Consider the following 20250-nt stretch of genomic DNA (forward strand, 5'->3'; position numbering starts at 1 on the left):
CTCACCAACCCTGGAAAATAACCCCGCTGATACCTCAACACGTCATTCAGGTAATAGTGCTTAAATGTCCGATAACCGGATAGATGAAACCCCACCATAATGGTCATGATTTCGCTTAGACACAGCGCTCCTTGCCGCCGACGCTGTTTCAGCGATGACTCTAATAAGTGCTGCTCCCATCGTGGTTCAAACTCTTTACAAAATTCGTCACTTGCACAAAAAATCGTTATCGTATCCATTGGAACCTGACTCCTCTCATGATGGAAATTCTTTTCTAAAACCACTTCATCATAAGGAATTCAGGTTCCTTTTACAGCTTTTCTTATGTCGAACTCACGTTTGTTAATCTGATAGCCGGACTAGTGGCTTCGAAGTTTGCGAGAAGAAACCTTCCCTTAGTATTAGCCTCGCTCAGGCTCTTCCAGCCGCAGTATTGTGATAAGGTTTTATCTATTCCGTAAAATAACGTTATCACTTCACAGCCTTTATTAAGAGGATCGGCATGGGAACTATCCTTGTTTCTATAGCTTAAATGCTGCTTTTATAGCCTGCTGCCAATACTCGAACAAGGGAAGGGTTAAATAGTCTGCAATTCCGTTCTATTACAACCATAAACCATAAACCATAAATTTAATCTACGCATATACGCTTGAGAGTAAATAGCGTGAGCAGTCATTTTAACTATACTGCTAATTAACGCGATATCTACGATACCTTTGATATTCTATGCTTTAGAGATTTCTATCAGAATAAAATTATCTTTGGGAATTTATATCAGCATTTCGATATGAATTGATCGGAAATATGATTCATGGTTTGATTTAATGCTGCGCTGCTTTTACTCCACCTTTCAAAATATAGTGCGTACCACAATAAGGGCATAGCGCTTCACCGGTAGCTTCAATAGGTAAGAATACACGTGGATGAGCATTCCATAGTCGCATTGATGGTGTTGGGCAATGTAAAGGTAAATCGTCCTCAGTGATTTCTATTTGTCGCTGATTAAGGGTAGTGGGTTGTTTATTCATGGATGGCTCTATTAAACTAGTTTAAATATAGTGTAGCCAGTCGGTATGATGGGTTGCTTTACCGCTGACACAATCGAAAAACAGAGCTTGTAGCTGCTGAGTAATTGGGCCGCGCTTGCCATTCCCAATGGTACGATTATCAAGCTCTCGAATTGGGGTAACTTCTGCTGCGGTCCCTGTAAAGAAAGCTTCATCCGCGCAATAAACCTCATCTCTGGTAATGCGTTTCTCGATTACAGGAATATTCATTTCTTGTGCCAGCTCGATCACTGAATTGCGTGTAATGCCTTCAAGGCAAGAGGTCAAATCAGGTGTATAAAGCTTTCCCTGTTTGATGATAAAAATATTTTCTCCTGAACCCTCAGCAATATACCCATCTACATCAAGGAGTAATGCTTCATGATAGCCATCCATCGCAACTTCCTGGTGCGCTAAGATAGAATTGGTGTAGGTTGCGACTGATTTTGCACGACACATATTAACATTGACATGATGACGGCAAAAGGAAGAGGTTTTAACACGAATACCATTTTCTAAACTATCTGGCCCTAAATAAGTTCCCCATGGCCAAGCTGCAATTGCAACATGGACGGATAAATTTTTGGCAGATAATCCCATTGCTTCTGCGCCGTAAAAAACGATAGGGCGAATATAACCAGATTCAAGATGGTTCTGTTTCACTACTTCCTTTTGCGCCTGCATCAGGGTGGCTTTATCAAAAGGAATAGTCATTCTGAAGATATGCGCTGAATTAAACAGGCGGTCAGTATGCTCAACTAAACGGAAAATGGCCGGTCCCTTGCTTGTTTGATAAGCACGTAGACCTTCGAATACACCCATTCCATAATGTAGAGTGTGAGTAAGTACATGCGTGGTAGCATCTCGCCAAGGAACCATTTTTCCATCGAACCAGATTACTCCATCGCGGTCTGCCATTGACATTAAGCGCTCCCGATAAAAGTTCAAAAGCTACATTTTAGCGTATTTTTCAGCAAGCAATGAAAGGTTGCTTGCTAATTATCCATCCGTATTCTCCTGAGTCATATCATTTAGCCCATTCATTTATCATGGCAATCAAGAGTAGAACGGATAAGACAAATGCTTAATTAAATAGAAAGTAATAAATTTGATTTAAAATGTAATATTTCTGATCAATGAAACTATAAAATACCAGTTAACAATATGGGTGTATTTGATTTCTACGCGATTTTCTACCATTTTTTTTGTTTGACTGAGCTATATCCCTCCATCTAAGAAATAGATAATTTTACAATGCGCAGTTATATTCCATGGGGCTATGTTACCGCTTTAATTATCTGGTTAATCGTGTTTAGTGCTGCCTATTTATTCTTTGAGAATTGGCAAAAACCCAAAATTGCTATTATCCCAGATAGCCTGCTAGGCAATGAGGTTGTGATTCCTAGATCATGGGATGGGCATTATTATGTTCGGGGGGAACTCAATGGATACCCTGTTGATTTTATGGTTGATACCGGGGCAAGTATCGTTTCTATAAGCTATGAGTTAGCACGTGCTGCAAAATTGCCAAATGGTAGGCTAGCAAGTTTTTCAAGCGCTAGCGGTAAATTCCTGGGTGAAATTGTATCTGAACAAGATATCAAGGTAGGTGGTATTTTGATAAAGGGATTAAGTGTAGGCATAGGTATGGAGGGAAAAGTGGGTCTGCTTGGGCAGAATTTCTTGCGTAGAGTTGAAGTTATTCAGTCCAGGGACAAAATGATATTACGGGTTAGCACGACTGGTCAGATAGCAATTGAATGAATAGTCAATAGCAATTAAATCAATATTTGTTGATATAGATTTATTCAATTATTCAAGATTAAATTAAAATATATTCTATAAACTATTATTTTACTGGAGATTTTATGTTTCAGCATATCAAAGCGCCCCCTGATGGCGAAAAAATCCTTGTCAATAGCGATCTCTCGCTGACTGTGCCAGATTACCCAATTATTCCATTTATTGAGGGAGATGGGATAGGAATTGATATTACGCCTGTAATGATAAAAGTTGTGGATGCCGCCGTGTATAAGGTATATGGCGATAAGCGCAAAATTTTCTGGATGGAGATGTATGCTGGCGAGAAATCAACCAAGTTATATGGTGAGAATATTTGGTTACCCGATGAAACATTACAGGCTGCGAGAGAATATGTGGTTTCTATCAAAGGACCTTTGACAACGCCTGTAAGCGGCGGTATCCGCTCTATTAATGTAGCATTACGCCAGTTGCTTGATTTATATATTTGCTTGCGTCCTGTTCGTTATTTCGAGGGGGTACCTAGTCCGGTAAAAAATCCTGAGAAAGTCGATATGGTCATTTTTCGTGAAAATTCAGAAGATATTTATGCGGGAATAGAATGGGAAGCAGAATCAGCATCTGCAAAGAAAGTGATCGATTTTTTGATTAAAGAAATGCAAGTAAAGAGTATTCGTTTTCCTCAATCTTCTGGTATTGGTATCAAGCCTGTCTCAAGAGAGGGAACTGAACGGTTAGTACGGAAGGCAATACAATACGCGATCGATAATGAGCGAAAATCGGTAACTTTGGTGCATAAGGGTAACATTATGAAATTTACCGAGGGGGCTTTCAAGAATTGGGGCTATAACGTGGCCATGAAGGAATTCGGTGCTGAATTATTAAATGGCGGGCCGTGGATGAAATTACCTGAGGATAAGGGAGGAATCGTGGTGAAAGACGTTATCGCCGATGCTTTCCTGCAGCAAATTTTATTGCGCCCTGATGAATATGATGTGATTGCGACTTTAAATTTAAATGGTGATTACATTTCAGATGCTTTAGCTGCACAAGTAGGGGGAATTGGCATTGCCCCAGGAGCAAACTTAAGTGATTCGGTTGCGATCTTTGAGGCTACGCATGGAACTGCCCCTAAATATGCGGGCAAGGATCAGGTCAACCCTGGATCAATTATTCTTTCAGCTGAAATGATGCTAAGACATATCGGCTGGAATGAAGCTGCAGATATGATTATTAAAGCGATGGAAAAAACTGTCCAAGATAAAATAGTAACTTATGATTTTGCGAGACAAATGCATGACGCAACTGAAGCTACATGCTCTGGATTTGGAAATGCGATGATAGCAAGAATGGGCTAGAAGTGGAACGATACAGCAAATCATAATTAATTTGCTGTCTGTATAACTACTCATCGCCAGTTTTATAATGGCGATGAGTAGTTAGGGTAATTGAAAGTAATTAGCTGATTTTTGTACGGCTAATTACTTCTTTAAAAGAATGACAGAATAATTTATGAATGTTGCAATATCTTAGGCAGCTTGAATGTTTGAAGCCTGTTTCCCTTTGGGTCCTTGTGTAACTTCAAAGCTCACTTTCTGGCCTTCCTTCAGGGTTTTAAAACCTGTCATATTGATTGCGGAGAAATGTGCAAATAAATCCTCGCTGCCATCATCAGGAGTGATAAAGCCGAACCCTTTGGAGTCATTGAACCATTTTACTGTACCTGTTGCCATTTTTACTTCCTATAAAAAAACTGGGCTGGAAACCCTAATACTATTTGAATTTCAAGACCGCAAACGGCTCTAACCAGTACTGCAGAGAACTTGAAGCCAAACGCCAGTTGCATTTTTACGCAAATTTCTGACTCAAGTCAAGATATCGGGTGAAATTTTGAGCTGCTTTTGGATAAAGATAGAAAGATTTGTTTATTGCGCTTGAAAATTTTGTAGGAATCGTCAAATATGATAAAAACAAAACTAAGAAAGAAAAATTATTTGATTTTTTTTGCTCGCGCTTTTCTTTTTAAATTAAGTAGGTGAATCATGGTAACAGAAGATCGTGAGAATGGAGTGCTAGAGGAAAATAAAAGTAAGATTAAGTTACCTCCCTTGTACAAAGTTATGTTATTAAATGATGATTTTACTCCGATGGATTTTGTAGTAATGGTATTGCAAACATTCTTTTTTATGAGTCAAGAAAAGGCAACTCAAGTTATGCTTAAGATTCATACAGAAGGGGTTGGTATTTGCGGTATTTATCCCAATGATATTGCGATGACCAAAGTTCAACAGGTAAATAAATTTTCTAGACAGAATCAGCATCCATTAATGTGTATTATGGAGAAAAACTAACATGATCGCACAAGAGTTAGAAGTAAGTTTACATATGGCATTTGTAGAGTCACGCCAGAAGCGCCATGAATTCATTACGGTAGAACATTTATTGCTTGCCTTGCTAGATAATCCAAGTGCATCAGAAGTGTTAATTGCTTGCGCGATTGATATTGAAGATTTGCGCACTTTGCTTCAGGATCATATTAATCGTCATACGCCTATTGTAAGCGGCAATGGAGAGGTCGATACTCAACCCACCCTTGGATTTCAACGTGTCATCCAGCGCGCAATATTGCATGTCCAGTCATCAGGGAAAAAAGAGGTAACCGGAGCTAATGTTTTAGTAGCGATTTTCGGTGAAAAAGATTCTCACGCAGTTTATTTTCTGCAGCAGAAGGGTATAACACGGTTGGATGTAGTGAACTACATTTCGCATAAGATTTGTAAAGTGTCACAAAATAATGATCATAAGATTGAAGATGAAAGTGATAACGAGCAGCAACAGAATTCAGCCAATACACTTGAAAGCTATACTATTAATCTCAATAATTTAGCACTGACGAATCGGATTGATCCTCTGATCGGGCGTGAAAAAGAAGTTGAGCGCGTGATACAGATTTTATGTCGTCGCAGAAAGAACAACCCTTTATTAGTGGGCGAAGCGGGTGTGGGTAAAACAGCTATTGCAGAGGGGCTGGCTAGAAGGATTACTGAAGGAGATGTGCCAGTGATATTGGCCTATCATCAAGTGTACGCGCTGGATATGGGTGCATTGTTAGCAGGTACCAAGTACCGGGGTGATTTTGAGCAGCGTTTTAAGGCTGTATTAAAACAATTGGTGGATAATCCAAAAGCTATTTTGTTTATCGATGAAATCCATACTTTAATCGGTGCCGGTGCGGCTTCTGGCGGTACATTAGATGCTTCTAATTTGCTGAAACCCATGTTAAGTGCAGGTCGACTCAAGTGTATTGGTGCGACGACTTATAATGAGTATCGAGGAATTTTTGAAAAAGATCATGCATTATCCCGACGCTTTCAGAAAATTGAAGTTTCTGAACCCAGTATCGAGGAGACAGTCGCTATTCTGCGCGGTCTCAAATCTCGTTATGAAAAGCACCATAATGTCAAATACACTGCAGGAGCGCTAACAGCTGCGGCGGAATTATCAGCTCGTTTCATAGGTGATCGACACTTGCCTGATAAAGCCATTGATGTGATTGACGAAGCGGGTGCGGCGCAACGGATTTTACCAAAATCAAAGCAGCGTAAAATTATCGGTAAACATGAGATCGAAGATATTATTGCCAAGATTGCCCGGATACCTTCACAAAGCATTTCAACCGATGATCGTAACAAACTGAAAACGCTTGACCGTGATCTGAAATCTATCGTTTTCGGACAAGATGCAGCCATTGATGCGCTGACAGCAGCGATAAAAATGACTAGAAGTGGTTTGGGAAATCCGCAAAAGCCTATCGGTTCATTCCTTTTTTCTGGTCCAACAGGGGTAGGGAAAACTGAAGTGGCGCGTCAGCTTGCTTATATTCTGGGTGTGCCATTGCATCGCTTTGATATGTCTGAGTATATGGAGCGCCACGCAGTCTCGAGATTGATTGGTGCCCCTCCTGGCTATGTTGGCTTTGAGCAAGGAGGATTGCTGACAGAAACGATTATTAAACAACCTCATTCAGTTTTATTGCTTGATGAAATAGAGAAAGCACATCCCGATATATTCAATGTTCTGCTCCAAGTGATGGATCACGGTACCTTGACAGATAATAACGGGCGTAAAGCAGATTTTCGCAACGTGATTATCATCATGACTACCAATGCAGGCGCTGAGTCGTTGACCAAGTCGATGATCGGATTTGCCAAATCTGCTAGAACAGGTGATGAAATGGTTGAAATTAAACGCCTGTTTACTCCTGAATTCCGTAACCGGTTAGATGCGATCATTTCTTTTGTGTCGCTGAGTAAAGAAATCATTTTGCGTGTCACGGATAAATTTTTAATGCAGCTTGAGGCACAATTACATGAGAAAAAAGTAGAAGCCGTCTTCACTGATAATTTACGTAATTATCTGGCTGAGCATGGCTTTGATCCACTGATGGGTGCACGCCCTATGGCACGCCTGATTCAGGATATGATACGCAGTGCGTTAGCAGATGAATTGCTTTTTGGGCGGCTATGCAATGGAGGTAAAGTAACGGTAGATATCAATAGTGATGAAAAAGTGATACTTCAATTTGAAGATGATAAAGTCGACGCGCTTTGAATGGAGCACTTCATGAAAGCAGTTAAAATATTTCACCTTGGGTAAATAAAGAAGGGATAAAGATTTAACTTGCTTTTATCATTGCTATTAAGTTAGTTTTTATTTAATTTGCAGATTATTTTTTAAGGTATTTGCTTGAAGGTTTGCAAATACTATCTAGTGTGCGCAAGAGCTAATAGTCTTCTTTTCTACTGGTTTTTCTTGATGAGCATGATAAGGTAAATATCTTCAATTTATGCTCATTATCTTTGTTTGGCTTCGCTTTATATCCTGTTGCCATTCTAAATGGTAGAATGCATTATTTTTAAATATCTCAATTTTTCAAAGAGTAAATGCTGTCATGTTTTCCTATAAAAAAACGATAGAAAGTGTCGATCCAGATTTGTGGCAAGCAATTAAAGGTGAAATACAGCGACAGGAAGATCATATTGAATTGATTGCTTCTGAGAATTATGCCAGTCCCGCAGTCCTCCAGGCGCAAGGATCAGTTCTTACTAATAAATATGCAGAGGGATATCCCGGCAAACGTTATTATGGAGGCTGCACGTATGTTGACAAAGTGGAGCAGCTGGCTATTGATCGTTTAAAAGCGTTATTTAATGCTGAATATGTCAATGTACAGCCTCATTCTGGTTCTCAGGCTAATGCGGCAGTATATTTATCTGCACTAAAACCTGGTGATACGTTATTGGGAATGTCTCTTGCACATGGCGGGCATCTCACTCACGGTGCTCCAGTTAATCTAAGTGGTAAAATTTTCAATTCGGTAACTTATGGGCTTGTGCCTGAAACTGAAGAAATTAACTACCAGGAAGTGGAACGGTTGGCGCATGAACATCGGCCGAAGATGATCGTTGCTGGCGCGTCTTCATATGCAAGAATAATCAATTGGAAGCATTTTCGTAAAATAGCTGATGAGGTGGGCGCTTATTTATTTGTCGATATGGCTCACTATGCGGGACTGATCGCGGCTGGTTTCTATCCTAATCCAGTGGGAATTGCTGATTTTGTGACCAGTACGACTCATAAGACACTTCGCGGCCCTCGAGGTGGCGTGATTATGGCCAAGCAGGAATATGAGAAATCACTTAATTCGGCCGTTTTTCCTCAAATTCAGGGTGGTCCACTCATGCATGTCATCGCAGCCAAGGCAGTGGCTTTTAAAGAAGCTGCGACTAAGGAATTCCGCGATTATCAGGAACAAGTTATCGAGAACGCACGCGTGATGGCTAAGGTATTACAAAGTCGTGGTTTGCGTATCGTTTCTGGACAGACGGATTGCCATATGTTCTTGGTAGATCTTAGCGCCAAAAATTTGACAGGTAAGGAAGCTGAAGCAGTCTTGGAAACCGCCCATATTACAGTTAACAAGAACGCTATTCCAAACGATCCTCAGAAGCCTTTTGTCACCAGCGGTATTCGTATTGGAACCCCCGCCATAACAACGCGTGGCTTCAAGGAAATTGAGGCAGAGCAATTAGCCAATCTGGTTGCGGATGTATTGGATTCGCCGAATGATGCAGCCGTTCTGGATCGTGTGGCACAAGAAGCGAAGATGCTGTGCGCAAAATATCCAGTTTATGGAAATTGATGTGTTTAAGTAGCGAGAGATTTTTGGATTGTTGTTTGAAGATGCCCTCATAGATTCGTTTTGAGATAGCAACCAGCTAGTGAGTTAATTAGCGTAACTGGTATTAAATAATGAGATGCCCTTTCTGTAACGCTGAAGATACCAGCGTAATTAATTCACGCGTGAGTGAAGAGGGAGATCGTGTTCGTCGACGGCGGCATTGTGCAGCTTGTGGCAAGCGTTTTACGACCTATGAAACAGTAGAACTGCGTTTGCCACAAGTGGTTAAGCAAAATGGCACACGTGCGGAATTCAATCGAAATAAGCTTCATACCAGTTTCTTGCGTGCATTGCATAAACGCCCAGTTCCCACTGAACATGTGGATGCAGCCATGGACCGTATAGTTCAGAAGTTGCTGAGCTCGGGTGCAAGGGAAATCTCTTCACGCACTATCGGTGAGTTAGTGATGAAAGAGCTTTATAAACTCGATAAAGTGGCCTATATACGCTTTGCCTCTGTATACAGAAGCTTTCAGGATGTTGGTGACTTTCAGGACGTCATCAAAGAAGTTCAGAATCAACATTAAAACTCATTCTTAAGAAATTCAAATTTCACATCCCAAGTACAATCAGGTACACATTCAGGATCTATTTGTGCTTAAAGATTCCGAGATTTTTTCAGCCAATGATTATGCCTACATGTCTCAGGCATTAAAACTTGCAGAAAAGGGTTTATACACAACGAGCCCTAATCCGCGGGTGGGTTGTGTCGTGGTTAAAAATAATCGCGTAATAGGTCGTGGCTGGCATGAGCGGGCTGGTCAGCCGCATGCTGAAATTAATGCACTTTGTTCTGCGGATGATACCGTCCGAAATGCTACGGTTTATGTGACATTAGAGCCATGCAGCCATTATGGGCGTACGCCTCCTTGTGCGGAGGCACTCATCCATGCAGGCGTGGCGAGAGTCGTGATAGCAATGGTCGATCCGAATCCTCTGGTTGCAGGAAATGGTGCAGCCAGGTTAAGAGATGCGGGTATTATGGTGCAATCCGGTTTATTGGAAGCGCAAGCAAGCGCACTGAATATTGGTTTTGTTTCCCGCATGACTCGCCATCGGCCGTGGATAAGATTGAAAATAGCGGCGAGTCTGGATGGAAAGACGGCATTGGAGAATGGTATAAGCCAATGGATTACTAGCGAGCCAGCGCGTTTGGATGCCCATCGCTTGCGTGCTCTTTCTTGTGCCATCTTAACGGGTATTGGCACAGTAAAAAAAGATGACCCACAATTAACGGTCCGTCACGTCGAGACTACCCGGCAACCATTGCGCGTCGTCATTGATAGCCGACTTGATATACCCGCTGATGCAAAACTATTGCAGGGTAGTAAGATATTGATTTTTACTGCTGCGCCGGATGAGAGCAGAAAAAAATTGCTGGAAGAGAAGGGAGTGAAAGTCATGATGCTGCCTACTCATGGCGGCAAAGTCGATCTGACTCAAATGATGGTTAAGCTCGCTGATTTCGAGATCAACGAAGTACTAGTAGAGGCAGGAAGTACTTTGGCTGGCGCTCTGGTACAAGAAGAACTGGTCGATGAACTAATCATCTATCTTGCACCTTGTGTGCTTGGTGATAAGGCACAGGGCATGTTGAATTTGCCGATGCTGACCAGATTATCCGACAAGCATAAACTTGAATTAACCGATCTTCGTATGATTGGACAAGATATTCGGGTAACGGCAAAATTTTCTAGTCTTGAGCTGAATGATTAAATTCTAAACAGGTTTCTTGGCAAGCTTGCGTTGCAGTGTTCTGCGATGCATATTCAAAATTCTTGCCGTAACGGAGATATTATTATTATTTTCAGTCAGAATACGATGGATATATTCCCATTCCAGCCGTCCAACTGATAACGGATGCGAGCTTATCGGCACCTCGGTATCCCCGCTGGTACGCTCAAAAGCTGCCATAATGTCATTAACATCCACTGGTTTGGCGAGATAATGGGTGGCACCCAGCTTGATTGCTTCCACTGCGGTCGCAATACTGGCATAACCCGTCAGCATAACTATCCGGGTTCCAGGATCGAGTTTCTTTATTTTATCAATGAGTATTAATCCGGACTCATCCGATAGTTTGAGATCGATAATGGCGTATTCCGGCATAAGGGATTCAACTTTTTCCAAGGCGGATGTAATGGTGTGTGTATAGGTGACATCGAATCCGCGTTTGGTCATTGCCTTAGCGAGCACATCACAGAAAACGGGATCATCGTCGACGATGAGTAAACTTGGATGCTCAACGGGCCCGGTCATAAGATTTTCCTCTTGGAGCTGACTTGATGAAAGAAAAATTAAGTCATGTTAGGTATGAGAGGAAGCGTGACATGGGTGCAAGCGCCTCCCTCCGGATGATTAAACAAACGTACATTACCACCAAAACGTTCAATATTGGCGTTGGCAAGAAATAAACCGATACCAAACCCTTGGCCAGGAGCCTTATTGGTAAAAAACGCTTCCCCTGCGCGTTGAACCGCTTCTCCAGTCAGGCCTTTCCCGTCATCATGAATTTCCAGATTCAGCGTATGCTGATCCCAAGTGCTTTTGATGCTGACTTGATTGGTAGAGGCATCCGCCGCATTATTCAGTAAATTCAGGATGGATTGGCTCAGTAATTGTGTATTCATGATAAGAGGAACGGGTTGGACCCCATCACATTGATAGCTGAATTTGGTCGAAGGGCGAATCAGTTGCCATTTATCGAGTATCTGTTTCAGAAAATAATCAACTGACTGGCTATTTCCGTCTTCTGTTCGTGCTTGCCCTGCTTTAGCGAGTAGCTGCGTCAGAGTTTGCTTGCAATGCATGATTTGATTGCGCAGGATATGAATATTATTCTGGAATTCTTCATCCTGAGGATATTCTTGTTGTAGCTCACCCGCAATAACGGCCATTGTCGAGAGAGGCGTGCCCAATTCATGTGCTGCGCCTGCAGCCAGCGTACCCAGCGCAATAATTTGCTCATTGCGTAATGCTTGTTCTCTTGCCTGAGCGAGATCTTTGTCACGATCGCGAATGGAGCTGCTCATTTTGACGACAAACCAGGCAATCAAGAGGGTACTTAACACGAAGGTTAACCACATACCTGAAATATGGAGATTGAACTCCATGAGATGAGCGCTATGATCATCAGAATGATCATGGGGCAACGGAATATATTCAAATAGCAGAATGGTATAGCAAGTGATTGTCATGCCTGCAATCGCCCAGGTATAGCGCCATGGCAGGATGGCTGCCGCAATGGTGAGAGGCAGCAGGTAGAGCGAGATAAAAGGGTTGGTTGAGCCACCAGCAAAATAAAGCAATGCGGTTAAAACAAAAATATCAATGAGTAATTGAGCAAAAAACTCAAGATTGGAAACAGGAAAGGTATGATGCAGCCGTACCCAGGTAAAAAAATTGAGGAGGATATGGATGACTACCACGATGGTCATCTTGGCCCATGGTACATTCAGCTCAATGATTGAATAGGCCAAAGCAAATAAAATGCATTGCACTACAATTGCAATACTTCTTAAAAGAAATAGTCTTTGCAGATTTTTGCTAAGCGGTGACTGATGGAGAATATTAAACATTAAGAGGACTCATCTTCTATTTGGCTTCTGCCGATACAACCTTAGCGTAAATTAGCAATTTAGGCTATGTGACAAATTGTCACACCTTTGACTATCTGCCTCATAAAATGCTCAAAAATTTTGATAACAGAATGCGCTATGGTGAATATTTTTTTTGCAGGTCTCTCTGTCACTGAGGATGGGCCAGAGACTTCATTAGCTTCTCATGTATTCCGCCAAAACCACCGTTGCTCATAATGAGAATATGATCACCAGGACAAGCAATCACCCCAATGGAGTTGATCAACTGTACCAGCTCATAATGCACATTAGCTTTCTTCCCTAAGGGGCTGAGTGCGCTTTGTACATCCCATTCTGATTGATTGGCATAACAATAAATTTGATCTGCTGTTTCCAGACTTGCTGCCAGATTATCTTTCCAAATACCCATTTTCATCGTATTGGAACGTGGTTCCAGGACAGCGATAATGCGCGCATTGCCTACTTTATGACGCAAACCGTTTAAGGTCGTTTTAATCGCAGTGGGGTGATGCGCAAAATCATCATATATGGTGATGCCATTAACGATACCGCGTATTTCCATTCGTCGTTTGACATTTTTGAACTGCGACAAGGCGGCAATGGCAATATCAGGAGGAATGCCAGCATGACGGGCTGCTGCAATGGCCGCCAGTGCGTTCATGCGGTTATGTTCACCTAATAAATCCCATCGCAGTCGCCCATAGGATTTATCCTGGTAAGTGATTTCGATGTTTTGCTCAGTCAGCGTTTTGGCCTGCCATCCCTCATCTACACCAAATTTCTCAATAGGTGTCCAGCAACCCTGAGCGAGTACCTGCTGCAAGTTTTTTTCAAGGCCATTGGCAACAATTAATCCATTACCGGGAAGGGTTCTTACCAAATAGTGAAATTGTCGCTGAATTGCAGCTAGATCAGGAAAGATATCCGCATGATCAAATTCAAGGTTATTCAATACTGCCGTTCTGGGACGATAATGGATAAATTTGGAGCGTTTATCGAAAAATGCGGTATCGTATTCGTCAGCCTCGATGACAAAAAATGATGAGGATTCCTGCTGATCTGGTTGATGGCTATTTTTATCACCTAGTCGTGCGGAGATGCCGAAATTTTCAGGTATGCCGCCAATGAGAAAGCCGGGAGCCAACCCCGCGTATTCCAGTATCCATGCCAGCATCGAACTGGTGGTCGTTTTGCCATGAGTACCTGCCACCGCTAGTACCCACTTGGCTCTCAGAATATGTTCTGAGAGCCATTGCGGACCGGAGATATAGGGCAAATTCCTGTTTAGGATTTCTTCCATTAAGGGATTGCCGCGGGAAATGGCATTACCGATCACAAACAGATCTGGCTTGAGTTGAGTCTGCTGTGGCGCGTACCCCTCAATCAATTCGATGCCCTGAGAAACCAGTTGTGTACTCATGGGTGGATAGACATTGGCATCACAACCAGTGACTTTAAAACCAGAAGCGCGTGCCAGTACCGCAAGGCCGCCCATGAATGTACCGCAAATGCCGAGGATATGAATATGCACCGTAAACCTTCTCATTACTTTAAAGCTTAAATTATACTTGTTAAGCTTAACAAGAAGAGTAGCGTGGATTATTTTTCAACAGCTAGAAAGTATTTTTTATAGCCGACATTCTGCACCTCCATTCGCAATTATCTGAATTTTCTTGAGATATTTTTTCATACCCATTTTTTCGGAAAATTAATGAAGAATTATCAGTGAGTTATGAAAAGGGTGCGGAATGTCAGTTATAGAAAACGATTGAAAGTAATGAGCTATCAGCGAGCTGCTCAATGGCTGGCTGAGTGCTGAAGTGCACCTTCCTATGCCACTATCCGTTTATCGTGGGCGCTTTGCGCCTTCACCGACAGGTCGGTCCCTTGCATCTGAGTTCATTGGTGACGGCAGTAGCCAGTTATCTTGAGGCAAGAACCCATCATGGTGAATAGTTGGTCCGAATTGAAGATGTAGATTCAACCCGGGTTATTCCGGATTCATCCTGGAAAATATTGCATGCGCTAGCATCCTTTGGAATGAATTAGAATGGTGAAGTTGTCTATCAAATTCAGCGTCATGCTAGCTATCAAGCCGCACTGGCTGAACTTAATAAAAATGGATTAATTTATTCTTGTACTTGTACACGTAGAGAAATTGCTGATTCTGCTGTGATGAATAGTGAAGGACCTGTTTATTCAGGACAGTGTCGTAATGGTCTATCGGGCGGTTATGCGGGTCGTCCCCATACGCTGCGAGTTAAAACCGAATGCAGCCGGATTGAATCCGTGGATCATTTGCAAGGAAAGGTTCATCAATGCGTGCAAAGGGAAATGGGTGATTTTGTCTTGCGTCGAGCAGATGGGATTTATACCTATCAATTAGCCGTAGTGGTAGATGATGTCTGGCAGGGGATGACTCATATCGTGCGCGGTATGGATTTACTTCATTCGACTCCCCGTCAAATTTATCTACAGAAGCTTCTGGGCTATCAAACCCCTGTCTATCTGCATTTGCCCCTTGTCGTGAATGAACAAGGAGAAAAGCTAAGTAGGCAAACGTTGGCCACACCCATCGACCTGGCTAGTCCGCTTCCTCAACTTGCAACGCTTCGTTTTCTTGGCCAGAATCCACCTGATGAGTTGGTCGAAGGGGATATCACTTCCTTCTGGCAATGGGCGCAAGCAAACTGGCAGGCAGAAAAAATACCTAAAGGGAATCGTTTTATGAGTGAACTGTGAATAATTACTTTGAATCTACCATGAATAGGTTTTTTTCATGCTACGCTAACCATGCATCTTGCTCTCATGTGTAGTTATTCCAAATCAAAGATGGCACGAAGGCGAGCTGCGGACAGTATCAATCATACGGCAAGGCGATGCCGACAAGTACCGACAAAATCATATTTGATTTAGAATGAAATAACTAGCCTCTCATTCAGGAAAAAATAAGGAGAATATGTGGCTTTTCTGCCATTTTATATACCTGCTCGCAAGCAGTTAAAAGTAGCCATCGTAGGTGGGGGTTATGCTGGCATCGCTGCACTGACCACTCTGTTGGAATATATGCCGGATGCTGAAGTCACAATAATTGACCCGAGAACACATCACCTTAAGATTACACATCTTCAAGAAACATTTCGCTATCCTTTATCTGATTTGCTCGTACCCTTTACGACGCTAGAGCAGCGATTTGGCTGCCGCCATGTCTGCGCTGAGCTCGTGCTCGACGAAGATACTCTGCAGCAATGGCAGAATAATAAATGCATTACAGTGGATGATTATTCATTGCCATTTGATTATCTGCTGATTGCCACAGGCGCGCCTGCAAGAGAGGGAGTTCATCATCACTCAGCCCACGTCCTGGATTTGAATGATTTTATGAGTACGGCCGGTTCAACATTGTTAAGCAGTCATCTGGCTGGGGGAGATAACAGCAAAGCCCCGATCTCTGTGATAGGAGGAGGGGCTACCGGGATACAGTTTCTGTTTGAGATTGCACATTTTCTCCAGCGGCACAAATTAGAAAACAAAGTGCGCCTGATTGAAAGCGGGGAGCGGGTGCTCAGACAGTTTCCCAACAGATTGGCTCACTATGCGCAATCCCGTATGGCTGAACTTGATATTGATTTTTGTCCCGATACCTATTTCCGCGGACAGCAGGAAAATGTCATACTACTGGAAGAAAAGAATACCGGCAGACAGTATGAACTTTCTTCCAGTCTAGCACTAGTATTTGCTGGCAAGCAGCAGAGGAATCAGCTTATGGCGAATGCTTTCGGACAAGTTACTATTAACCGTCAATCCTTACCGCATATTTTTATAGCGGGTGATTGCTCTCATTACCAGTCTTTCGGCTCTAATGCGATGACTGCGCAATCGGCGGTGCGTAAGGGAAAGCTTGCAGCACGCAATATTTTACGGCATTCCGGAGTGCTTAAAATACTTGAACCTTATATCCACCATGATATAGGCTATGTAGTCAGCCTGGGGCCGACGGATGCAGTTGGCTGGCTGGCGCTCGAGAATAATGTGGTAACTGGTATAGCAGCCTCAATTATTAAAGAGATTGTAGAGGCACAATATGATTTGCTATTGACTGGGATAGATACTTATCTGATTTAAGATATCGATAAGCAGGAGGCTGGGCTATGTTTAATTTGTTTAACGATAAGCCGGTTGTAGGGAAGGCAAGCACAGTGATTCAGAAGTCCGAGCAACATGTTTTTAATTTTATCGGGACCGAGCTGCTGGTTAATTACCCAAGGTGGTCGCCGGAAGTGCGTGAGTTGGAGAAACTGACTGATGGGCCGCTAGCAGTGGGAACGCTATGCCGGCAGGTACGTGTTGATCAAGGCAACCGCTCAGAGTCCACCTTTAAAATTGTCAGCTTTGAGCCTCACGTACATATTTGCTTCGCTGGCGTATCGAATCCTTTCCGCTGCGATTATTTATTGCAGCCAGCCGATCCAGCCGCTACTCAAATCACGTTTACTTTTGAGTTGCTCAGTCTCGATCTGCATATGAGACCGTTTGAGAAGCTTATACGCATCGCCATTCAGGACGGGGCTGAAAGAACAGTCAGAAACATCAAGCGTCTAATAGAAGCTGACTTGTTGTGATTAACTTGGTGGTCTGCCAAGCCATAAATTCTAATTAATTACCGGAAAAATTTTGGAGAAAAAAATGGATTTTATCGTTGAGAAAGACCCTGGATTGATTCCAAAAGTATTATCCAAAATTCTTGATTCATGTGTTAACGGTATCACGTTGGCTGATCCTGATCAGGAAGATATGCCGCTAGTCTATGTCAATAAAGCATTTGAAAAAATAACGGGCTACAGTCAAGAGGAAACGGTAGGGAGAAATTGCCGTTTCCTGCAGGGCACTGATCGTGACCAGAGAGAACGTTACCAGTTGAAAGAAGCCATTGCAAATAAACAGCCTGTTGAAATCACGCTCAAAAATTATAGAAAAAATGGCGAAATGTTTTATAACCATTTAATCATCACCCCTCTGTTTGATGCGCACGGCAATGTCCTTTATTACCTGGGCGTGCAATACGACGTGACGCAACAACGGCGGGCTGAAGAAGAGATCAAGCGGCTAACTGAGCAGCTCGCTGCGGTACGAAATAGTTAATCGATAGGGTGGGTTCTGCTGGTAAAACTGGCTCTAAAAAGGTATCATTCCAACCAGTCTGATTTGTAGCATTACCCAGCATTAAATAAGCAGAAGAAAAAAATGACTTCTGGTATGTTGTCATGTATCTGCTGGTTTATTTTAATCTTCCTTGGAAGCGTGGCAGAGTGGTCGATTGCACCGGTCTTGAAAACCGGCAACGGGCAACCGTTCGTGAGTTCGAATCTCACCGCTTCCGCCAAAAAATCATATAAATATATGATTTTAAATAAATAATAATTTAAAAAATATTTTTACCGTACCTCTTACCGTACTGGTGTACAAAACTTAACTACACTTCATCTGCAAAAGTACTGGACTGGATTTGACAGCGGCGGTAATTAATCCTAAATAGAGCTGATATTGACTGATAAGAATTTTATATTCTTTGTGTCAGCCGTATTGACCCAATCTCAATTTAGTTTACAGCAGTAAGCCAACCCTCGGCTTCAGTAACAATTTACAATAAACAATGCCGAACATACTTTTTCTAGAAACAGAGCGTCTGAAGACTGAATTCCATTCACTAATGACCATGATTATCACGGTTATTGCAGCGAAAATGTCGTTTGTGTGGCTCGGAGGCACCTTATGAACAACATTGAGACTAGCAGGATCGATTTGTTTCACGAACTGCCGGGAAGATTTCTACCGGATAATGAAAGTTCTTGAGCGGTACAGATACCGTTCCTCTAGGTGGTCAATAGTTCAATTTCAATACCACGATGTCGATGGTCCGTCTGATGCTGCACATCTTGCAATCGTTTGCTCTGTTTGAGTGGGAAGTTACCGGTGAGCGCATTCGTAACAAGATCGCTACCAGTAAATGCAAGGGCATGTGGATGGGTGGCATACCACCTCTCGGCTACGATGTCGAAAATATCCGGCTGGTACCGAACGGGTATGAAGCCAAGATCATCAGGCATATTTTCAGCGTTTTGTCGAATTAGGTTTGCTGTGGCCAGGATACTGGGCGACGGCGGTAATTTCTCATTACAAGAACGCAAAATGGTAAATGTTCTTCTATTAAATGCTTATGATGATCTTTTGTCACGGAGAACACATGCGATACCTGTGAATCATCTATGCGCAATGCTTGGATGGGACGAAAGCTTCAACATTGCGTCGCTCAAGAAAGTGCTTCTTCGTCTTGCCGCAACTCCTATTGAATTCAATATTATGGAAGATGGCAAAGAAGTATGGCAAGTTATGTCTATGATTTCTTTCGATGAAATAAAAAATGGTATTTGTACCTATCGCTATGATGAGTACCTTGCTGAACGCTTTTATGATCCAGAAATATATGCCATGATCAATATTGGAGTACAACGCCGCTTTGATAGTGGATATGATCTTACTCTTTATGAAAATTGCCTGCGTTATAAAGCGGTTGGTTCTACAGGATGGTGGGATGTCGAACGCTTTCGGAAAATAGTAGGAGCCATGGCATCTATTTATGATGAATTTAAGTATTTGAAACGAGACGTGATTACCAAACCAGTAAACGAAATTAATCGAGTTTCAGATATATCGATTGTCCCAGAGTACAAGAAGCTGGGGCGAAAAGTGAACTATCTTCGCTTCGTGGTTACTGAGAATCCTCAAAAAACTCTCTTACAGGTAGATCTAAAAGATGACTACGCTACTTTGCGTGAATCTGACATATTCAAGCGTCTACGCGAGCATGGGATAGGAGAACGCCTCGCAATAGCTTGGATCTTACAGGCTAAAGAACGCGCCCAAGCGGTTGTAGATTATGTAGAAGAAAAAGATAGAAAAAAACTGATTAAGGGAACAACTGCTGGCTATATCCGTAAGCTCATTGAAGAAAAAGCTGAGGTCGGTGTTAAAACAGCTTACGAGGTGAAAAAAGAAAATGCCTCCAAGGAAGATATAGAAAAAGCTAAGCGTGACAAATTAGCTAAACGGAGGGCAGAACTTGAAGCAGAATACAGAAAACAGATGATTTCAGATCAAATAAAACGGCTTACGCGGGAAGAGCGAAAACTTCTTGTCGAACGCTATGGTTTAGCAGAGGGGGAGGGAAAAACTAAGTCCTACAATCCAGAAACGACTCAGTTTGAAGATACTATTGAGCGTGTTGCCTTTATGGCGTGGCTACGGTCTCAGTTTTTACCAGAAATACAGATAAATACAAAAGAGTTTGCCCAGTGGCTAAAGGAAAAGGGAGAAAATTAGACTTTTCCGGAAATTGCATCCATAGATTCATATAGCAGATCAAAAAAATATTAGGGTCTGTTGACGTTTTAAGATAAGTATTTCATAGGTAGAAACAAACTCGTAATATTGGGGTTCCCATACCACCAACAAAACGAGTTTGCGATGCCCCGAATAATGCTCAATGATGAGTACTGGTCGAAGCTGGAGAAGATTCTGCTTCAAGAATCGATTTATAACAAGC

20 protein-coding genes, 1 tRNA gene and 1 pseudogene are annotated in these 20250 nt (G+C 42.3%); 14 read left to right on the forward strand and 8 right to left on the reverse strand.

The genetic code is table 11. The features are described 5' to 3' along the window. The 3 genes and pseudogenes from BM283_RS13605 to BM283_RS13615 form a co-directional block, all read right to left on the reverse strand. Positions 1 to 239: pseudogene (locus tag BM283_RS13605) on the reverse strand (IS982 family transposase); the annotation flags it as partial. Positions 240 to 821: 582 nt separating this feature from the next. After that, a complete protein-coding gene (locus BM283_RS13610) occupies positions 822 to 1028 on the reverse strand; it encodes a zinc-finger domain-containing protein (RefSeq protein WP_090694035.1) in 207 nt (68 codons plus the stop codon). Between the two features lie 21 nt (positions 1029 to 1049). Next, positions 1050 to 1970, reverse strand: coding sequence for a branched-chain amino acid transaminase (locus BM283_RS13615; protein ID WP_090694038.1), 921 nt, complete (start codon positions 1968 to 1970; stop codon positions 1050 to 1052). Positions 1971 to 2300: 330 nt separating this feature from the next. On the opposite strand from BM283_RS13615, the gene BM283_RS13620 reads away from it, so the two are divergent. Both BM283_RS13620 and icd read left to right on the forward strand, forming a co-directional pair. Continuing rightward, positions 2301 to 2810 carry a retropepsin-like aspartic protease family protein gene (locus BM283_RS13620; protein ID WP_090694039.1) on the forward strand — a complete coding sequence of 170 codons (510 nt, stop codon included), beginning with the start codon at positions 2301 to 2303 and terminating at the stop codon, positions 2808 to 2810. Between the two features lie 104 nt (positions 2811 to 2914). Beyond that, complete coding sequence (icd, locus tag BM283_RS13625; protein WP_090694042.1) at positions 2915 to 4165, forward strand: NADP-dependent isocitrate dehydrogenase; 1251 nt, start codon at positions 2915 to 2917, stop codon at positions 4163 to 4165. Between the two features lie 171 nt (positions 4166 to 4336). On the opposite strand, the gene BM283_RS13630 is transcribed toward icd, so the two are convergent. Beyond that, entirely contained in the window at positions 4337 to 4540 is a 204-nt protein-coding gene (locus BM283_RS13630) for a cold-shock protein (RefSeq protein ID WP_046851028.1), read from the reverse strand. 309 nt (positions 4541 to 4849) lie between these two features. Here BM283_RS13630 and clpS point away from each other — a divergent pair, with 309 nt between their 5' ends. The 5 genes from clpS to ribD all read left to right on the forward strand — a co-directional run bounded on the left by clpS (position 4850) and on the right by ribD (position 10764). After that, positions 4850 to 5158 (forward strand): ATP-dependent Clp protease adapter ClpS, encoded by a 309-nt coding sequence (clpS, locus tag BM283_RS13635; protein WP_046851027.1) that lies wholly within the window; start codon positions 4850 to 4852, stop codon positions 5156 to 5158. A 1-nt stretch (position 5159) separates the two neighbouring features. Then, positions 5160 to 7418 carry an ATP-dependent Clp protease ATP-binding subunit ClpA gene (clpA, locus tag BM283_RS13640; RefSeq protein WP_090694044.1) on the forward strand — a complete coding sequence of 753 codons (2259 nt, stop codon included), beginning with the start codon at positions 5160 to 5162 and terminating at the stop codon, positions 7416 to 7418. 340 nt (positions 7419 to 7758) lie between these two features. Next, positions 7759 to 9009 (forward strand): serine hydroxymethyltransferase, encoded by a 1251-nt coding sequence (gene glyA / locus BM283_RS13645; RefSeq protein WP_090694047.1) that lies wholly within the window; start codon positions 7759 to 7761, stop codon positions 9007 to 9009. 110 nt (positions 9010 to 9119) lie between these two features. Continuing rightward, positions 9120 to 9575 carry a transcriptional regulator NrdR gene (gene nrdR, locus BM283_RS13650; RefSeq protein WP_046851024.1) on the forward strand — a complete coding sequence of 152 codons (456 nt, stop codon included), beginning with the start codon at positions 9120 to 9122 and terminating at the stop codon, positions 9573 to 9575. A 67-nt stretch (positions 9576 to 9642) separates the two neighbouring features. After that, positions 9643 to 10764 carry a bifunctional diaminohydroxyphosphoribosylaminopyrimidine deaminase/5-amino-6-(5-phosphoribosylamino)uracil reductase RibD gene (ribD, locus tag BM283_RS13655; RefSeq protein WP_302848298.1) on the forward strand — a complete coding sequence of 374 codons (1122 nt, stop codon included), beginning with the start codon at positions 9643 to 9645 and terminating at the stop codon, positions 10762 to 10764. Positions 10765 to 10767: 3 nt separating this feature from the next. Here ribD and BM283_RS13660 read toward each other — a convergent pair whose 3' ends face one another. The 3 genes from BM283_RS13660 to mpl all read right to left on the reverse strand — a co-directional run bounded on the left by BM283_RS13660 (position 10768) and on the right by mpl (position 14178). After that, positions 10768 to 11307 (reverse strand): response regulator transcription factor, encoded by a 540-nt coding sequence (locus tag BM283_RS13660; RefSeq protein ID WP_090694049.1) that lies wholly within the window; start codon positions 11305 to 11307, stop codon positions 10768 to 10770. 38 nt (positions 11308 to 11345) lie between these two features. Continuing rightward, positions 11346 to 12626, reverse strand: a complete 1281-nt coding sequence (locus tag BM283_RS13665; RefSeq protein ID WP_090694051.1) for an ATP-binding protein — start codon at positions 12624 to 12626, stop codon at positions 11346 to 11348. 169 nt (positions 12627 to 12795) lie between these two features. Further along, entirely contained in the window at positions 12796 to 14178 is a 1383-nt protein-coding gene (gene mpl, locus BM283_RS13670; protein WP_090694053.1) for a UDP-N-acetylmuramate:L-alanyl-gamma-D-glutamyl-meso-diaminopimelate ligase, read from the reverse strand. Between the two features lie 569 nt (positions 14179 to 14747). On the opposite strand from mpl, the gene BM283_RS13675 reads away from it, so the two are divergent. The 7 genes from BM283_RS13675 (at position 14748) to BM283_RS13700 (ending at position 20027) form a co-directional block, all read left to right on the forward strand. Next, entirely contained in the window at positions 14748 to 15389 is a 642-nt protein-coding gene (locus BM283_RS13675; protein ID WP_368086441.1) for a glutamate--tRNA ligase family protein, read from the forward strand. A 219-nt stretch (positions 15390 to 15608) separates the two neighbouring features. After that, entirely contained in the window at positions 15609 to 16772 is a 1164-nt protein-coding gene (locus BM283_RS13680; RefSeq protein WP_090694056.1) for an NAD(P)/FAD-dependent oxidoreductase, read from the forward strand. A gap of 26 nt (positions 16773 to 16798) precedes the next feature. Beyond that, positions 16799 to 17269 carry an SRPBCC family protein gene (locus BM283_RS13685; protein ID WP_090694059.1) on the forward strand — a complete coding sequence of 157 codons (471 nt, stop codon included), beginning with the start codon at positions 16799 to 16801 and terminating at the stop codon, positions 17267 to 17269. 64 nt (positions 17270 to 17333) lie between these two features. Then, positions 17334 to 17789: a PAS domain-containing protein gene (locus BM283_RS13690; protein ID WP_090694060.1), complete on the forward strand. Its 456-nt coding sequence runs from the start codon at positions 17334 to 17336 to the stop codon at positions 17787 to 17789. A 153-nt stretch (positions 17790 to 17942) separates the two neighbouring features. After that, positions 17943 to 18030, forward strand: a tRNA-Ser gene (locus BM283_RS13695). Positions 18031 to 18553: 523 nt separating this feature from the next. Continuing rightward, the gene (locus BM283_RS19540; protein WP_217646531.1) at positions 18554 to 18778 is read left to right on the forward strand and encodes a hypothetical protein; all 225 of its coding nucleotides are present in this window, start codon (positions 18554 to 18556) and stop codon (positions 18776 to 18778) included. Between the two features lie 7 nt (positions 18779 to 18785). After that, positions 18786 to 20027 carry a replication initiation protein gene (locus BM283_RS13700; RefSeq protein WP_217646532.1) on the forward strand — a complete coding sequence of 414 codons (1242 nt, stop codon included), beginning with the start codon at positions 18786 to 18788 and terminating at the stop codon, positions 20025 to 20027. Positions 20028 to 20066: 39 nt separating this feature from the next. Here the strand turns inward: BM283_RS13700 and BM283_RS19545 are convergent. After that, positions 20067 to 20250 (reverse strand): hypothetical protein (locus BM283_RS19545; RefSeq protein ID WP_217646533.1); only part of this gene is annotated, 184 nt, incomplete at its 5' end.

Origin of the sequence: Nitrosomonas sp. Nm34, from assembly GCF_900113925.1 — a bacterium.
Classification (GTDB): domain Bacteria; phylum Pseudomonadota; class Gammaproteobacteria; order Burkholderiales; family Nitrosomonadaceae; genus Nitrosomonas.

Excerpts from the sequence above, each read along its gene's own strand:
- BM283_RS13610 (WP_090694035.1), bottom strand. The coding sequence starts at position 1,028 with ATGAATAAACAACCCACTACCCTTAATCAGCGACAAATAGAAATCACT.
- BM283_RS13615 (WP_090694038.1), bottom strand. The coding sequence starts at position 1,970 with ATGTCAATGGCAGACCGCGATGGAGTAATCTGGTTCGATGGAAAAATG.
- BM283_RS13620 (WP_090694039.1), top strand. The coding sequence starts at position 2,301 with ATGCGCAGTTATATTCCATGGGGCTATGTTACCGCTTTAATTATCTGG.
- icd (WP_090694042.1), top strand. The coding sequence starts at position 2,915 with ATGTTTCAGCATATCAAAGCGCCCCCTGATGGCGAAAAAATCCTTGTC.
- BM283_RS13630 (WP_046851028.1), bottom strand. The coding sequence starts at position 4,540 with ATGGCAACAGGTACAGTAAAATGGTTCAATGACTCCAAAGGGTTCGGC.
- clpS (WP_046851027.1), top strand. The coding sequence starts at position 4,850 with ATGGTAACAGAAGATCGTGAGAATGGAGTGCTAGAGGAAAATAAAAGT.
- clpA (WP_090694044.1), top strand. The coding sequence starts at position 5,160 with ATGATCGCACAAGAGTTAGAAGTAAGTTTACATATGGCATTTGTAGAG.
- glyA (WP_090694047.1), top strand. The coding sequence starts at position 7,759 with ATGTTTTCCTATAAAAAAACGATAGAAAGTGTCGATCCAGATTTGTGG.
- nrdR (WP_046851024.1), top strand. The coding sequence starts at position 9,120 with ATGAGATGCCCTTTCTGTAACGCTGAAGATACCAGCGTAATTAATTCA.
- BM283_RS13660 (WP_090694049.1), bottom strand. The coding sequence starts at position 11,307 with ATGACCGGGCCCGTTGAGCATCCAAGTTTACTCATCGTCGACGATGAT.
- BM283_RS13665 (WP_090694051.1), bottom strand. The coding sequence starts at position 12,626 with ATGTTTAATATTCTCCATCAGTCACCGCTTAGCAAAAATCTGCAAAGA.
- BM283_RS13685 (WP_090694059.1), top strand. The coding sequence starts at position 16,799 with ATGTTTAATTTGTTTAACGATAAGCCGGTTGTAGGGAAGGCAAGCACA.
- BM283_RS13690 (WP_090694060.1), top strand. The coding sequence starts at position 17,334 with ATGGATTTTATCGTTGAGAAAGACCCTGGATTGATTCCAAAAGTATTA.
- BM283_RS19540 (WP_217646531.1), top strand. The coding sequence starts at position 18,554 with ATGTCGATGGTCCGTCTGATGCTGCACATCTTGCAATCGTTTGCTCTG.